Origin of the sequence: Streptomyces sp. ITFR-6, from assembly GCF_031844725.1 — a bacterium.
GTDB lineage: Bacteria > Actinomycetota > Actinomycetes > Streptomycetales > Streptomycetaceae > Streptomyces.
Genome location: NZ_CP134612.1, coordinates 1,636,145 through 1,650,786, shown reverse-complemented (window position 1 = coordinate 1,650,786; position 14,642 = coordinate 1,636,145). Strand labels below are relative to the sequence as shown.

Below are 14,642 nucleotides of genomic sequence, written 5' to 3'. Positions count from 1 at the left end.
CCCGCCAGTCCGTCAGTCCAAGGGGCCGGCCTGGGACGGCAGGGTGAACCACACCGCCTTGCCCCCTTCCGTCGTGCGGTGACCGCAGGAAGAGCTGAGGGTGCGGATCAGCAGCAGCCCCCGGCCGTGCTCCTGCCAGGGGTCCTGCTCGCTGCCGGGGCCGGGGTGGGAGAGGTCGCCCGGCGGCGCGGGATCGCGGTCGTGCACCTCCACCTGACAGCCGGTCGGCAGCAGCTCCACCACCAGCTCGACCGGCTCGTCGCCCGGCGTGTGCTCCACCGCGTTCGCGACCAGTTCTGCGGTGAGGAGTTCGGCGGTGTCGCTGTCCGCCGAGGCCTCGATGTCCGCCAGCGCCGTACGGATCAGGGCGCGCGCGATCGGCACGGCCGCGGCCGTGTGCGGCAGCGCGATCCGCCAGGAGGCGGGGGCGGGGACATCGGGCGGCACGGCGGGGGGTTCCATTCGGAGTCGAAACGTTCCTGGAACGCATTGCTTCTTGGTTCAACCGTACGAAGCATCGCGGCTCGGACAAGGGGCTGTCGACCGGTACGAAGGGGGACTTTCGTCACTGCTTTCCCCGCTCCACGTATCCGAGGCCTCACACTCCGCGTCAGCTATCGCGTACTCGTGACGGAAGTCACGTACGAGTGATAAATTCGATGCAAGCAGCAGCCCGTCGGCTGAAGGGGACCACCCTCCATGAGCCCGTTTCCCAGCTCCGCACCACGTACGGAGAACTGGCGCCACCTCCGGGTCACGACGCGCGACGGGGTCGCCACCGTCACCCTGGCCCGCCCCGAGAAGCTCAACGCCCTGACCTTCGGCGCCTACGCGGATCTGCGCGATCTGCTGGCCGAGCTGTCCACGGAGCGTTCCGTGCGGGCCCTGGTGCTGGCCGGGGAGGGGCGCGGCTTCTGCTCCGGCGGCGACGTGGACGAGATCATCGGGGCCACCCTCGCGATGGACACCGCCCAGCTCCTGGACTTCAACCGGATGACCGGCCAGGTCGTACGGGCCCTGCGCGAATGCCCCTTCCCCGTCGTCGCGGCCCTGCACGGGGTCGCCGCGGGCGCGGGCGCCGTCCTCGCGCTGGCCGCCGACTTCCGGATCGCGGACCCGACGGCCCGGTTCGCCTTCCTCTTCACCCGCGTCGGGCTCTCCGGCGGCGACATGGGCGCCGCCTACCTGCTGCCCCGGGTGGTCGGCCTCGGCCACGCCACCAGACTCCTGATGCTCGGCGACCACGTCCGCGCACCCGAGGCGGAACGCATCGGGCTGATCAGCGAACTGACCGAGGAAGGCCGCGCCGACGAGCGGGCCACGGAGCTGGCGCGCAGCCTCGCGGACGGCCCCGCGCTCGCCCTCGCCCAGACCAAGGCGCTGCTCACCGCCGAACTCGACATGCCACTCGCCGCCGCCGTCGAGATGGACGCCGCCACCCAGGCCCTCCTGATGCACGGCGAGGACTACGCCGAGTTCCACGCCGCCTTCACCGAGAAGCGGCCGCCGAAGTGGCAGGGCCGGTGACAGCCTCCGGCACCGGCCACCCCGCGGGCCCGCACCGCATCGCCGTCATCGGCGGCGGCCCCGGCGGGCTCTACGCCGCGGCGCTGCTCAAGCGGCTCGGCCCGGAGCGCGAGATCACCCTCTGGGAGCGCAACGCACCCGACGACACCTTCGGCTTCGGCGTCGTCCTCTCCGACGAGACGCTCGGCGGCATCGAACACGCCGACCCCACGGTCCACCGCGCGCTCCAGAAGGAGTTCGTCCGCTGGGACGACATCGACATCGTCCACCGCGGCCACACCCAGACCTCCGGCGGCCACGGCTTCGCCGCGCTCGGCCGCCGCCGCCTCCTGGAGATCCTGCACGAACGCTGCGCCTCCCTCGGGGTGCGGCTCCGCTTCCGCACCCAGGCCCCGCCCGCCGCCGAACTCGCCTCCTCCCACGACCTGGTCATCGCCGCCGACGGGGTGCACAGCGCCACCCGCGAGGCCCACGCCGACAGCTTCGGCCCCCGCGTCAGCGACCACCGCTGCCGCTACATCTGGCTCGCCGCCGACTTCGCCCTGGACGCCTTCCGCTTCGAGACGGCCGAGACCGCGTACGGCGTCATGCAACTGCACGGCTACCCCTTCTCCCCGGACGCCTCCACCGTCATCGTGGAGATGCGCGAAGAGGTCTGGCGGGCCGCCGGATTCGACACCTGCGAACCGGCCGAGTCGGTCCGGCACTGCGCCACGATCTTCGACGCCGCGCTCGGCGGCCGGCCGCTGCGCTCCAACAACTCCTCCTGGCTCACCTTCAGCACCGTCGTCAACGCCCACTGGTCGCACGGCAACACGGTCCTCATCGGCGACGCGGCCCACACCGCGCACTTCTCCATCGGCTCCGGCACCAAACTCGCCGTGGAGGACGCCCTCGCGCTCGCCGCCTGCATCGAGGAGCGGCCAGGACTGCCCGCGGCACTCGCCGCGTACGAGAGCGAGCGCCGCCCCGTCGTCGAATCGACCCAGCGCGCCGCCGCGGCCAGCCTGCGCTGGTTCGAGGAGCTGGGTACGTACGTCGACCAGCCGCCCCGCCAGTTCGCGTTCAACCTCCTCACCCGCAGCCGCCGCGTCACCCACGACAACCTGCGGCTGCGCGACTCCTCCTTCACCGCCGCCGTCGAGGAGGAGTTCGGCTGCCCGCCCGGCACCCCGCCGATGTTCACCCCGCTGCGGCTGCGCGGCCTCGAACTGCGCAACCGCGTCGTCGTATCGCCCATGGACATGTACTCGGCGACCGACGGTGTCCCCGGCGACTTCCACCTCGTCCACCTGGGCGCGAGGGCGCTCGGCGGCGCGGGGCTGGTCATGACGGAGATGGTCTGCGTCAGCCCCGAGGGGCGCATCACCCCCGGCTGCACCGGCCTCTACAACGAACACCAGGCCGCCGCCTGGAGCCGGATCACCGACTTCGTGCACACCGGATCACCCGGCACCGCCATCGGCGTCCAGCTCGGCCACTCCGGCCGCAAGGGCTCCACCAAGCTCATGTGGGACGGCATCGACCAGCCGCTCGACACGGGGAACTGGCCCCTGGTGGCCGCCTCCCCGATCCCGTACGCGCAGGGGGCCAGCCAGATCCCGCACGCCCTGGACCGGGCCGGTCTCGACGCCGTGCGCGGGCAGTTCGCGGACGCCGCCCGCCGCGCCGACGCCTGCGGATTCGACCTCCTGGAACTGCACTGTGCCCACGGCTACCTGCTCTCCGGCTTCCTCTCGCCCCTCACCAACCAGCGCACCGACCGCTACGGCGGATCACTGGAGAACCGGCTCCGCTTCCCGCTGGAGGTCTTCGACACGGTCCGGGAGCTGTGGCCGGACGACCGGCCGATGACCGTCCGGATCTCCGCCACGGACTGGGCCGAGGGTGGCACCACGGCCGAGGACGCCGTCGGGATCGCCCGCGCGTTCGTCGCGCACGGCGCCGACGCCATCGACGTCTCCACCGGGCAGGTCGTCCCGGGTGAGCGGCCCGAGTTCGGCCGCTCCTACCAGACCCCGTACGCCGACCGGATCCGCAACGCCCTGTGCGTGCCGGTCATCGCGGTCGGCGCCATCTCCTCCTGGGACGACGTCAACTCCCTGCTGCTCGCGGGCCGCGCCGACCTCTGCGCCCTGGCCCGCCCCCACCTCTACGACCCGCACTGGACGCTGCACGCGGCCGCCGAACAGGGCTACCCGGGACCGGGCGCGCCCTGGCCGCTCCCGTACCGCGCGGGCAGCCGCACCCCGCCGGCCGGCCGCACCGACGCACCGAAACCCCGGCTCACCCTGGGCTGAACGGCAGGCACGCGTGGCTGCCCCAGCTCCCCGTACCGCCGCCACAGCACCACGTTCGCCGCGACCAGCCAGAGCGGTTCGGCGCCCTCAGTCATCGTCGGACGCCACGCTGACCAGCATCCGGTCCGAGACGGCCCGGTAGCCGATCCGCGTGTACACGCCGTTGCTGGTCGGGTTCGACAGGTCGGTGAAGAGCAGCACCTCGGCCGCGCCCGCCTGCCGGGACGCGCGGCTGATCTCGGCGGTCACCGCCGCCGCGTAGCCGCGGCCGCGGTGCTCGGGCGGTGTGTAGACCGGAGCGACGCGGACCGTGCCGGCGAGCCGGAGGGAGACGCCCGCCATCGACACGGAGACACCGCCGTCCTCCCAGAGCGTCAGCCTGCCTTCCGCCGTCCGCTCGTCCACCGCCCGCTCGTGATGGCCCACACCGCGGTCCGGCCCGCCGATCTCGGCGCTGAACGCCGCGAACCAGCGCAGCAGCAGCTCCCGGTCGGCGGGGGTGGCGGCCCTCGCCCGGCCGGTGGGCGCGGGGGAGGGCGGGACCAGTTCGCCCAGCCGGTAGAGCCGTTCCTCCTCATCGACACGGTGCGCGGGCCAGTGGGCCGCCACCGCCTCCGCGATGGCCCGGTCCGCGTTGACGCGGGTGAGCGGGCGGGCGGCCATCAGCGGTCCGACCGCCTGCGGGGCGAGCGTGTTCAGCGAGACCGGGTAGGGCGGTGTGTGGATCAGGGTCCCCGCGACCTCGCCCCTGGGACCGCGCCACCAGCCCGTGACCGGGGGATGTTCGCCGAAGGCGTGCGGACCGTGGCGGCGAAGGGCCGCGGTGATGGTCAGCACGAGTGTGTTCTCGGCAGGCCGGGCCGCCAGCGAGGCGCCGGCCGCGTCGAGGAAGACGTTGACGTCGTCGGTGAAAGTCCATGTCATGCACGCGCATTCTGCCGGGCGCGGCACCGCGGGCGCAGCCGGTTTATCCGCGGACGAACTCCGCCCCGGCGTCCCGCAACCGCTCGTGCAGCCTTCCGAACACCTCGGCGGACCTGGTGCCCGGCCATCCCTGCGGCAGGAGTTCCGGCGGCAGTCCCGGGTCCGCGTACGGCACCTGCCGCCAGGAGTCCAGCGCCCTCAGGTAATCCCGGTACGCCGCCTCCGGATCCGGCACCTCGTCCGGCCGGGAGTCCCAGGCCCGCAGCACGGGTTCGTGGCGCTCCAGGAAGCCGTGGTGGAGCCGGGCCACCGCCTGCAGGTCCCACCAGCGCGCCACAGACTCGCCGGTGGCGGCGAAGCCCAGGTGGTCACCGCGGAACAGGTCGACGTACGGGGCGAGCCCGAGCCGCTCCAGAGTGTGCCGGGTCTCGTCGTACAGACCCGCCGGGGCGATCCAGACACCGGGGGCGGCGGTGCCGAATCCCAGCCGGGACAGCCGCGAGCGCAGCAGGTGCCGCTTGTCGCGCTCGGCCTCCGGCACGGAGAACACCGCGAGCACCCAGCCGTCGTCGAGCCGGGGGGCCGGGTGCCGGTAGATGCGCCGGTCGCCGTCGTCGAGCAGCTGGCGGGCGTCGGCCGACAGCGCGTACCCCGCGGCCCCGTCCGCCGTCCGGGCGGCGACGAGCAGCCCCCGCCGCTTCAGCCGGGAGACGGAGGACCGTACGGCCGGGGCCTCCACACCGACGGCACCGAGCAGCCGGACGATCCCGGAGACCGGCAGCGGGGCCTCTTCGGGGGTCCGGCCGTAGGCACCGTAGAGGGTGACGATCAGCGAGCGGGGTGCGTGCGGTTCGGCCATGCGATCATTCTCGTCCCGGCGCGGCGGGGCCGGCACCCCGGTCGCCCGTACGCAGCCGGAACCGCTGCAGTTTGCCCGTCGCGGTACGGGGGAGTGCGGGCAGGAACGTGATGAGGCGGGGGCACTTGTGCGGTGCCAGTTCCGTCTTCATGAAGGCGCGCAGCGCGTCGGCCGAGAGCGCGGAGCCCTCCCGCAGCACCACGTACGCCGCCACGATCCGGCCGCGCAGCTCGTCCTCACGGCCCACCACCGCGGCTTCCGCCACCTCCGGGTGGCGCAGCAGGGCCTCCTCGACCTCGGGGCCCGCGATGTTGTAGCCGGAGGAGATGATCATGTCGTCGGCGCGGGCCACGTACCGGAAGTAGCCGTCCGCGTCGCGCACATAGGTGTCGCCGGTGAGGTTCCAGCCGTGCCGTACGTAGTCCCGCTGCCGTTCGTCGGCGAGGTAGCGGCAGCCGACCGGCCCGCGTACGGCCAGCAGCCCCGGCTCGCCGTCCGGGACCTGTACGCCGTCCCGGTCCACCACCCGGGCCTGCCAGCCGGGCACCGGGACGCCGGTGGTGCCTGGGCGGATCGCGTCGTCGGCCGCGGAGACGAAGATGTGCAGCAGCTCGGTGGCGCCGATGCCGTTGATGATGCGCAGACCGGTCCGCTCGTGCCAGGCCCGCCAGGTGTCTTCGGGCAGGTTCTCACCCGCGGAGACACAGCGGCGCAGCGCGGAGAGGTCGTGCCCGTCGATCCCGTCGAGCATCACCCGGTAGGCGGTGGGCGCGGTGAACAGCACCGAGACGCGGTGGGCGGCGAGGGCGGGCAGCAACAGCTTGGGGCCGGCCTGTTCCAGCAGCAGCGCGGAGGCGCCGGCCCGCAGCGGGAAGACCACCAGTCCGCCGAGCCCGAAGGTGAAGCCGAGCGGCGGGGAACCGGCGAACACGTCGTCCGGCACCGGCCGCAGGACGTGCCGGGAGAAGGTGTCCGCGATGGCCAGCACATCGCGGTGCAGGTGCATACAGCCCTTCGGGCGGCCGGTGGTGCCCGAGGTGAACGCGATCAGCGCGACATCGTCGGACGCGGTGTCCACGGCCGGGTAGGGGCCCGGCCTCCCGGCTGCCAGCCGCAGCAGGTCGTCCGGCGCGTCACCGCCGTACGCGGTGATCCGCAGCCCCGGTACCTGGGCCCTCGCCAGGTCGTCGACCGAGCGGGTGTCGCACAGGGCGTGGCTGATCCGGGCGATCGAGCAGATCGTGGCGAGCTCGGAGGCCCGCTGCTGGGCCAGCACGGTGACGGCGATCGCGCCGGCCTTCAGGACCGCCAGCCAGCAGGCGGCGAGGCGGGGCGTGGTCGGTCCGCGCAGCAGGACCCGGTTGCCGGGCACGACCCCGAGGTCCGAGGTGAGGACATGGGCGATCCGGTCGACCAGTTCGCGCAGCTCCCCGTAACTCAGCACCGCGCCGTCCGGCGTACGGAAGGCGGCGCGGTCCGGTCCGAAGCGCTCGGTCGTACGGTCCAGGAGTTCGGCGGCGCAGTTCAGCCGGTCCGGATAGTGCAGCTCGGGCAGGTCGAAGACCAGCTCCGGCCACTGGTCCTCGGGTGGCAGGTGGTCCCTGGCAAAACTGTCGATGTGCGCTGAGGTCTTCGGGTCCATGACGGATCGCCCCCTTGTCGCCCCTGGAGCGTATCGTTTGGGTGACGGTAGTCAACGGTCCGCGATAAAACTGACTGCGAGGCAAGGCGCGTAAGAGCTGCTGGGCAAGGCACGTAAGAACGGCACCGGGTAAAGAACGGCACCGCGTACAGCTTCCGACGGGACTCCGACAAGAGAGGCGCCGGTATGACGGCATTCTCGCTCGATCCGGCCCAGACCGCCTGGTGCGAGGAACTGCGCACTCTCGCGGAGCGGCGGCTGCGACCGCTCGCGGAGAAGGGCGAGCCCGGCCGGGTGAACCGTCCGCTGGTCGCCGCCCTCGGTGAGCTCGGGCTGCTGGACCGGCTGCTGGGCTCCGGCGCACTGGACCTCTGCCTGCTGCGTGAGTCCCTGGCCCGGGGCTGCACGGAGGCCGAGACCGCGCTCGCGCTCCAGGGCCTCGGCAGCTGCCCCGTGGTTCAGGCGGGCACGGCGGCCCAGCGGGAGCGCTGGCTGCCGGAGGTCCGCGCGGGCCGAGCCGTCGCCGCGTTCGCGCTCAGCGAGCCGGAGGCGGGTTCCGACGCGGCGGCCCTGGCGCTCGACGCCGCGCCCGCCCCGGACGGCTGGCGGCTGACCGGCGAGAAGTGCTGGATCTCCAACGCCCCGGAGGCCGACTTCTACACCGTGTTCGCCCGTACGACGCAGGGCGCCGGAGCCCGGGGCGTCACCGCGTTCCTGGTCCCGGCCGACCGCCCGGGGCTGACCGGCAGCCCCCTCGACATGCTCTCGCCGCACCCGATCGGGGCCCTCGCCTTCGACGGGGTACCGGTGACCCGGGACGACGTGCTGGGCGAGCCGGACCGGGGCTTCCGGGTCGCGATGAACACCCTCAACCTGTTCCGGCCGAGCGTCGGAGCCTTCGCCGTCGGCATGGCCGCGGCCGCTCTCGACGCCACCGTGGAGCACACCGCGACCCGCACCGCGTTCGGCGGCCCGCTCGCGAGCCTCCAGGCGGTCTCCCACCAGGTCGCCGAGATGGCCACCCGCACAGAGGCCGCCCGGCTGCTGGTCCTCGCGGCCGCCGCCGCGTACGACGCGGGGGAGCCGGGCGTCCCGCGCCGTGCCGCCATGGCGAAGCTGTTCGCGACCGAGACCGCGCAGTACGTGGTGGACACGGCCGTCCAGCTGCACGGCGCCCGCGCCCTGCGCCGGGGCCACCTGCTCGAACACCTCTACCGTGAGGTCCGCGCCCCGCGGATCTACGAGGGTGCCAGCGAGGTGCAGCGCACGATCATCGCCAAGGAGCTGTACGCGAACCGGGAGCCGTCCGCATGAGCCCGATCCACCGCATCAACCCCGCCGAACTCTCGCCGCCCGCGGGCTTCTCGCACGCGGTCACCGTCACCGGGAGCCAGCTGGTCTTCCTGGCCGGACAGACCGCGCTCGACCAGCGCGGCGACATCGTCGGGACCACCCTGCCCGAGCAGTTCACCGCCGCGCTCACCAATCTGCTCGCCGCCCTGCGCGCGGCGGGCGGCGCCCCCTCGGACCTGGCGCGGGTCACGGTGTACGCCACCGACGTGGCCGACTACCGGGCGAACGCCGCGGAACTGGGCCGGATCTGGCGGCGGCTGGCCGGCCGCGACTACCCCGCGATGGCGGTGATCGGGGCGGTGCGGCTCTGGGACGAGCAGGCGCTCGTCGAGATCGACGGGACGGCGGTGCTGCCCTGACCGGGCCGCGCGGCGGTACGGCCCCGAGCGGGCCGCGCGGCCGGCACCGCGCGGCCCGCATGACGGATCAGTACGGCTTCACCAGCACGTGGGCCGCGCCCGGAATGCCGACCTTCAGCAGCTCGTCCTCTTCGGGCGTCGTCTCGCCGCCGGTCTCCTGCTTGAGCACGGCACGCGACATCGCCTGCACCCACATGGCACGGGGACGGCGGCGCTCCTCCCAGGCGTCGAGCGCGGCCGCGAGGTCCGGCACGGCGTCCAGCGACTGGGCGAGCACCAGCGCGTCCTCCACGGCCATCGCCGCACCCTGCGCGATGTGCGGGGTGCTCGCGTGCGCGGCGTCACCGGCCAGCACGACCCGGCCGACGTGCCACGGCTCCTCGACCGTCACCTGGGAGATCCGCGAGTACACCACGTCCTCTGGTCCGGTGACCGTGGCGAGTGCCTCCGCGACCGGACCGGAGAACATCGGCAGCCGCTCCTTGAGCTGCTCGTGGGAGCTCGTAGGATCGGGCCGGAAGTCCTCGGACTCCGGGAACACCGTGCCCAGGTACATCAGTTCATCCGTGATCGGGGTGAGCAGCGCCTTGGCCGCCTGGCCCGCGGTGCTCATCACGACCCCCCGCACCCGCTCCTGACGGGGCACGGTGACACGCCAGTTGGCGAATCCCGTGTACTGGGGGGCGTAACGATCGCCGTACAGCCGGGTGCGCAGCGGCGAGCCGATGCCGTCGAAGCCGACGACCAGGTCCCAGCGGCCGGCCGAGCCGTCGGACAGGGTGACGTCCACGCCCTGGCCGTCGTCCGTGAGTTCCGCGACGGTGGCGCCGAAGCGGATGGTGGCGCCGGCCGCCTGGGCGGCCTTGCCGAGCACCTGGGCCAGCGCGGGGCGGGGTATGCCGTTGTTGGACGGCGCGTCGTCCATCCGGGGCTGCGGAATCTCCGCCAGGGTGTTCCCGGCCGGGTCCGCGAGGGTCAGGACCTCCCACTCGAAGCCCGCCTTGAGGCAGTCGTCGAGCACCCCGATCTCCCGCATGACGTGGAGCGCGTTGGACGGCTGGATGATGCCGACGCCGAGCGCGTCGAGCTCGTCGCGGAGCTCGACGACCTCGACCGTGTGGCCGCGCCGGGCCAGGGCGGTGGCGAGCGTCAGCCCGCCGATGCCGCCGCCGTGTACCAGGACGCGCAGGGGTGTTGCCATATCGGGTCTCTCCAGAGAGGGAGTCAACGGGAATCAGCGGGTACCGGCCGCGACCGGCAGGCTCATCAGGTGTTCGACCAGGGCCAGCAGCACGTCCCGGCCGAACGTCCGCTCACGCACATCACCGACGAGCAGGGGGACATGGGGATCGAGGTCGAGCGCCGCCCGCACCTCGTCCGCGGTGCGGGTGTTGTGGCCGTGGAAGCAGTTGATCGCCACCACGAACGGGATGTCGCGGCTCTCGAAGAAGTCGATCGAGGCGAAACTGGTCTCCAGCCGGCGGGTGTCGGCGATCACGACGCCGCCGAGCGCGCCGTTCACCAGGTCGTTCCACATGAACCAGAAACGCTCCTGGCCCGGTGTGCCGAAGAGGTACACGACCAGCTCGGGACTGACCGTGATCCGGCCGAAGTCCAGTGCCACGGTGGTCGTGTCCTTCTGGCCGACACCGGCCAGATCGTCGACGCCGACGCTGGCCTTGGTCAGGAACTCCTCGGTACGCAGGGGCGCGACCTCGCTGACCGCGCCCACCAGGGTGGTCTTGCCGACGCCGAAGCCGCCGGCGATCAGTATCTTTACGGCGGCCGGGGCCGCCTGACTGCTTGTCATCTTTACTCAGAGTCTCCGGAGTCCGTCGCGAACAGCGGCCAGCACGCCCATGTCCGCACCGCCGGCCGCCCGTGCCACCGAGAGCGGGGCGCGGGCGAGCAACAGGCCGTGCGACACCAGGTCCGCCAGCAGGATCTTGGTCACCGAGACCGGGAGGTTGAGGTCGGCCGAGACCTCGGCGACCGCCGCGGGACGCACGCAGCGCTCCAGGATCATCCGGTGTTCCGGCTGGAGCCGGCCGGGCCGGGCCGCCGCGCCGTGTTCGTCCCGCGGGTCGTGTGCGGTCGTCAGCACGGTGATGAGGGTGAGGTCGTCCCGCTCGGGAGCGGTCCGGCCACGGGTGATGGTGTACGGGCGCACCATGGTGCCCGCCCCGTCCTCCTCCTCTTCCTCCCAGTGCGGGGTCACGCGTGCGGCCCGTCCCCGCCGCCGAAGGCGTTGAACTCACCGCGCACCGGGGTGCTCAGCTTCTGACCGACCTGCTGGACGAGGTTGTGCATGGCGAGCGACATGATCTCGGCGTCCACCTCCTGGGAGGCGACGACGGCCAGGTGCGTGCCCTGGGCGGCCGAGATGATGAAGAGCCACAGGTCAGACAGTTCGACGATCACCTGGTGCACGCCGCCGCCGTTGAAGAGCTGCCCGACTCCCCGGGCCAGACTCTGCTGGCCGGTGCAGATGGCGGCCAGCCGCTCCGCGTCCGCGCGCTCGACGGTACGCGAATGGCTCACCACCAGGCCGTCGTCGGACAGCAGCACGGCGTTCAGCGTCTCGGCCACCGAGTCCACGAGGCCGTCGAGCAGCCAGTCGAGGTCCTGATGAGTGGCGGTTGTGCGTGTCATGACCGTTCTTCTCTCGTGGGGAGGTGGGCGGGCGGGCCGGGATCCGTCGGCGGTTCGTCGGCCGCGCGGGCGGCGCGGGACCGGCGCTGAAAGGCTCCGATCGCGGCTCCGGCCCTCCGGGGGGCCGGCCGCCGGAGCGGGTTCTCGTCCCGGCTCTGCGGCTGCGGCGCGGCGGGCCCGGCGGCCGGGTCGATCCGCAGCTCGTCCGCGAGGCTGGCCTGCCGTACCCGGCGCGGCAACGGGGGCTCCGAGGCCGGTGCGGCGGGCAGTGCGGGCCGGCCGGACCCGCCGCCGGGGGCCGTGGCGGACGACGGCGGTGCCGGATGGTCGGGCTCGGCCACCGGCAGCCGCCCGGGGTGCCCGGTGGCGCCCGCCGGATACGGGCCCGGGTACGGCTGCTGCGGAGTCATGTACGGCTCCTCCGGCGTCGGGTACGGCTGGTGCGGTACGGGGTACTGGCCCTCGGCCTTCATGTACGGCTGCTCGCCCCGGTCGTACGGGTCCTGGTGGGACCCGCCGTACGGGTCTTGGTGGGACCCGCCGTACGGGTCTTGGTGGGACCCGCCGTACGGGGACGCCGGTCCGGCGGAACCGTACGGAGACGTACTGGGCGCGGGGCCGGGGGCCGGGCCGGGCGCGGGTGCCGGTGCGGGGGCGGTGTACGGCGGGTACGGGTGTTCGCGTCCGTCGGAAGAGGCGTCGGACGAGCCCCCGAAGGAGCCGCCGAACGGGTCGTCCGCCGGGGCGCCCGCAGTGCCTTCCGCGGTGGCTTCCGCCGGGGCGGCGGGTGCGGGCGGCTGCTGCCGGTCCGGGAAGGGCTGGGCCGCCACGCCGTACGGGGCCGCCGCGTCGAACGGCGCGCCGGAGGTGTGCAACGCGGTGACCCCGGCGAGAGCCTGGCCGCGGCCCCGGCTGGGCAGCGCCTCCGCCTCGCCGGTCGCGGCGGGCATCGGGGGCCGGGCGGCCTCCGGGGACGGCACGCCCACCGGGCCGGTGCGCGGCTCGGTGACCGTGAGCGCGTCCGGGACGAGCAGGACGACGCGGGTACCGCCGAAGGCCGAAGGGCGGAACTCCACCCGCAGTCCGTGCTGGTCCGCGAGGCGCGCGATCACGTACAGGCCCAGCCGGATGTCGTCGGAGTGCGCCAGCACGTCCATCCTGGGTGGACGGCTCATCAGTTCGTTCGCGTCGGCCAGCTGTTGCTCGTCCATGCCGAGGCCGCGGTCCTCGACCTCGATGGCCAGTCCCCGGCTCACCCGGGCCGCCCTGACCTCGACGGGGCTCGGGGGCCTGGAGAAGCTGAGGGCGTTCTCGATCAGCTCCGCGAGCACATGGGAGACCGGACCGACGGCCCGCTCGGAGAGCCACGGGGCGCCGTCCAGATCCAGCACCACGCGCTGGTAGTCCTGCACCTCGCCCTGGGCGGAACGCATGACGTCCAGCAGCGGAACGGGCTTGCGCCAGCGCCGGTGCGGGGAGCCGCCGGCGAGGATCACCAGGTTCTCCTCGTAGCGGCGGAGCCGGGCGGTGAGGTGGTCGAGGTCGAAGAGGCCGTCCAGCACCTCGGGGTCCTCGTGCTTGCGCTCCAGCTCGTCCAGCTTCTTCAGCTGCTGGCCGATCAACTGCTGGGTGCGGCGCGCGATGCGCTGCAGCAGCCGCTCGAAGCCGCGGTGCTGGTCGGCCTGTCTGACGGCCGCCTCCACGGCACTGGTGCGGGCCAGGTTGAGCGCGTTGCCCAGCTGCGTCAACTCGTCGGACTTGCCGCTCCCGCTGTCCGGCGTGATGGCACGGGCCTCGGCCTCGACATCGATGCGCTCGCCCTTGGCGAGGCGCTCGACCACATCGGGCAGCGTCTTCTCCAGCTCCTCGGCGCGTTCCTGGAGCCCGCCGATACGGCGGCGCAGGTTACGGCTGAGGCGCCAGGTGAACCAGATGACCGCGATGACCGCGAGGAGACCGACCACGGTGGTCAGGACGACCCTGATCAGCAGCGAGATGACGCTGTCCTTGCCGCTCTCGACCACCATCGCGGTGCGGTGCTCCATCAGCTTCTTCAGCTGGGGCGTCAGTTCGTCCATCGCGCCGCGCCAGGTCTTCTCCTTGGCGCCGAGGCTGACGAATCCGGCACTGTCCGGATCGGCGGGACGCAGCACCTCCGTCTCCACCTGGGTCTTGGTCTTCCAGGCGGGACCGGCGGCGATCTCGTCCCACATCGCCTTCTCGTCCGGCGGAAGGTAGGGGGCGACCTTGGAGGAGTACTGGAACGGCTGGGCGGCGACGGCCTGCCGGACCTCCTGGAGGTCCGCCGTGCTGATCTTGCCGTCAGGCCAGCCACGGGCCAGCAGGGCATCCGTCCGGGAGATCATCTCCTTGCCCCAGAACAGGTCGACCAGCGGCTGCGAGAGCGTGGTGATCTTGCCGTTGTCCACATGGCTGAGCGCGGTGAACAGCTGCAGATCGATCGTGATCAGATCCGTGTAGTAGCGGTACACGGCCTTCTGCTGATCGCCGTCGCCCTCGTCGACGAGGGTCCGCTGGGCGGGGAGTTGGGTGATCGCCTGGCGGGCCTGGGTGACCGCGTCGCGCACCTCGCGGGGTGCGTCGCCGGTGTCGATGTCGGAGAGGGTCTGGAAGCTGGTGATCGCCTCGTCGGTCAGCCTGCGCTGCTTGCTCAGCGCGTCGGTGGCTCCTCCGCCGCGGGCCAGCGCCTCGGCACTCAGACGACGCTCCTCCTGCAGGTTGTAGTACACGATGTTGGACGGCTGGCCGGCCTTCTGGGCCAACTGCCCCTGGGCTGCCTGGGTCTGGAAGTCGAGCAGAGTCTGACCACTGGTGACGGCCCAGAGGGCTGCCAGTGCGACACCGGGGACGACGGCCAGTACGAGCAGGGCTGTCCGCAGCGACATGGTGGTCGAGTCGCTCCGCCGAGACGCGCGCGTGCGCAGGGCATGCTCCTTGGCGATAATGCCAGCCTCACGACTGGTCAAATCCGTTTAGAACTTCGACAGATAGATATTAGCCACACT

At 72.7% G+C, this 14,642-nt stretch carries 13 protein-coding genes; 4 read left to right on the top strand and 9 right to left on the bottom strand.

What is annotated here, in order from left to right:
* Nucleotides 1-12: 12 nt before the first annotated feature.
* A complete protein-coding gene (locus tag RLT59_RS07175) occupies nt 13-447 on the bottom strand; it encodes an ATP-binding protein (protein WP_311307638.1) in 435 nt (144 codons plus the stop codon).
* A 252-nt stretch (nt 448-699) separates the two neighbouring features.
* Here RLT59_RS07175 and RLT59_RS07170 point away from each other — a divergent pair, with 252 nt between their 5' ends.
* Nucleotides 700-1,527 (top strand): enoyl-CoA hydratase family protein, encoded by an 828-nt coding sequence (locus RLT59_RS07170; protein ID WP_311302630.1) that lies wholly within the window; start codon nt 700-702, stop codon nt 1,525-1,527.
* On the top strand, nt 1,524-3,827 hold the full coding sequence (locus tag RLT59_RS07165) for a bifunctional salicylyl-CoA 5-hydroxylase/oxidoreductase (protein WP_311302629.1): 2,304 nt from the start codon (nt 1,524-1,526) through the stop codon (nt 3,825-3,827). The genes RLT59_RS07170 and RLT59_RS07165 overlap by 4 nt, the downstream gene beginning before the upstream one ends.
* A gap of 87 nt (nt 3,828-3,914) precedes the next feature.
* On the opposite strand, the gene RLT59_RS07160 is transcribed toward RLT59_RS07165, so the two are convergent.
* From RLT59_RS07160 to RLT59_RS07150, 3 genes are read right to left on the bottom strand one after another with little or no spacing between them, the layout of a single operon-like run.
* The gene (locus RLT59_RS07160) at nt 3,915-4,751 is read right to left on the bottom strand and encodes a GNAT family N-acetyltransferase (protein ID WP_311302628.1); all 837 of its coding nucleotides are present in this window, start codon (nt 4,749-4,751) and stop codon (nt 3,915-3,917) included.
* A 43-nt stretch (nt 4,752-4,794) separates the two neighbouring features.
* Entirely contained in the window at nt 4,795-5,610 is an 816-nt protein-coding gene (locus tag RLT59_RS07155) for a PaaX family transcriptional regulator (RefSeq protein WP_311302627.1), read from the bottom strand.
* A gap of 4 nt (nt 5,611-5,614) precedes the next feature.
* Nucleotides 5,615-7,252 (bottom strand): AMP-binding protein, encoded by a 1,638-nt coding sequence (locus tag RLT59_RS07150; protein WP_311302626.1) that lies wholly within the window; start codon nt 7,250-7,252, stop codon nt 5,615-5,617.
* A 186-nt stretch (nt 7,253-7,438) separates the two neighbouring features.
* Between RLT59_RS07150 and RLT59_RS07145 the strand changes: the two genes are divergently transcribed.
* A complete protein-coding gene (locus RLT59_RS07145) occupies nt 7,439-8,566 on the top strand; it encodes an acyl-CoA dehydrogenase family protein (RefSeq protein ID WP_311302625.1) in 1,128 nt (375 codons plus the stop codon).
* Nucleotides 8,563-8,964, top strand: coding sequence for a RidA family protein (locus tag RLT59_RS07140; RefSeq protein WP_311302624.1), 402 nt, complete (start codon nt 8,563-8,565; stop codon nt 8,962-8,964). Before RLT59_RS07145 ends, RLT59_RS07140 begins: the two co-directional genes overlap by 4 nt.
* Nucleotides 8,965-9,031: 67 nt before the next feature.
* Here RLT59_RS07140 and RLT59_RS07135 read toward each other — a convergent pair whose 3' ends face one another.
* From RLT59_RS07135 to RLT59_RS07115, 5 genes are read right to left on the bottom strand one after another with little or no spacing between them, the layout of a single operon-like run.
* Nucleotides 9,032-10,165, bottom strand: coding sequence for an FAD-dependent monooxygenase (locus tag RLT59_RS07135; protein ID WP_311302623.1), 1,134 nt, complete (start codon nt 10,163-10,165; stop codon nt 9,032-9,034).
* Nucleotides 10,166-10,198: 33 nt separating this feature from the next.
* Entirely contained in the window at nt 10,199-10,774 is a 576-nt protein-coding gene (locus tag RLT59_RS07130; RefSeq protein WP_311302622.1) for a GTP-binding protein, read from the bottom strand.
* Nucleotides 10,775-10,780: 6 nt separating this feature from the next.
* Nucleotides 10,781-11,182 (bottom strand): DUF742 domain-containing protein, encoded by a 402-nt coding sequence (locus RLT59_RS07125; RefSeq protein WP_399124962.1) that lies wholly within the window; start codon nt 11,180-11,182, stop codon nt 10,781-10,783.
* Complete coding sequence (locus RLT59_RS07120) at nt 11,179-11,616, bottom strand: roadblock/LC7 domain-containing protein (protein WP_311302621.1); 438 nt, start codon at nt 11,614-11,616, stop codon at nt 11,179-11,181. The genes RLT59_RS07125 and RLT59_RS07120 overlap by 4 nt, the downstream gene beginning before the upstream one ends.
* Entirely contained in the window at nt 11,613-14,522 is a 2,910-nt protein-coding gene (locus tag RLT59_RS07115) for a nitrate- and nitrite sensing domain-containing protein (protein WP_311302620.1), read from the bottom strand. The genes RLT59_RS07120 and RLT59_RS07115 overlap by 4 nt, the downstream gene beginning before the upstream one ends.
* Between the last annotated feature and the right edge of the window lie 120 nt (nt 14,523-14,642).

What these genes read in the sequence shown, in the direction of transcription:
- RLT59_RS07140 (WP_311302624.1), top strand. Translation starts at nt 8,563, where the DNA reads ATGAGCCCGATCCACCGCATCAACCCCGCCGAACTCTCGCCGCCCGCG.
- RLT59_RS07155 (WP_311302627.1), bottom strand. Translation starts at nt 5,610, where the DNA reads ATGGCCGAACCGCACGCACCCCGCTCGCTGATCGTCACCCTCTACGGT.
- RLT59_RS07145 (WP_311302625.1), top strand. Translation starts at nt 7,439, where the DNA reads ATGACGGCATTCTCGCTCGATCCGGCCCAGACCGCCTGGTGCGAGGAA.
- RLT59_RS07130 (WP_311302622.1), bottom strand. Translation starts at nt 10,774, where the DNA reads ATGACAAGCAGTCAGGCGGCCCCGGCCGCCGTAAAGATACTGATCGCC.
- RLT59_RS07150 (WP_311302626.1), bottom strand. Translation starts at nt 7,252, where the DNA reads ATGGACCCGAAGACCTCAGCGCACATCGACAGTTTTGCCAGGGACCAC.
- RLT59_RS07120 (WP_311302621.1), bottom strand. Translation starts at nt 11,616, where the DNA reads ATGACACGCACAACCGCCACTCATCAGGACCTCGACTGGCTGCTCGAC.
- RLT59_RS07115 (WP_311302620.1), bottom strand. Translation starts at nt 14,522, where the DNA reads ATGTCGCTGCGGACAGCCCTGCTCGTACTGGCCGTCGTCCCCGGTGTC.
- RLT59_RS07135 (WP_311302623.1), bottom strand. Translation starts at nt 10,165, where the DNA reads ATGGCAACACCCCTGCGCGTCCTGGTACACGGCGGCGGCATCGGCGGG.
- RLT59_RS07160 (WP_311302628.1), bottom strand. Translation starts at nt 4,751, where the DNA reads ATGACATGGACTTTCACCGACGACGTCAACGTCTTCCTCGACGCGGCC.
- RLT59_RS07170 (WP_311302630.1), top strand. Translation starts at nt 700, where the DNA reads ATGAGCCCGTTTCCCAGCTCCGCACCACGTACGGAGAACTGGCGCCAC.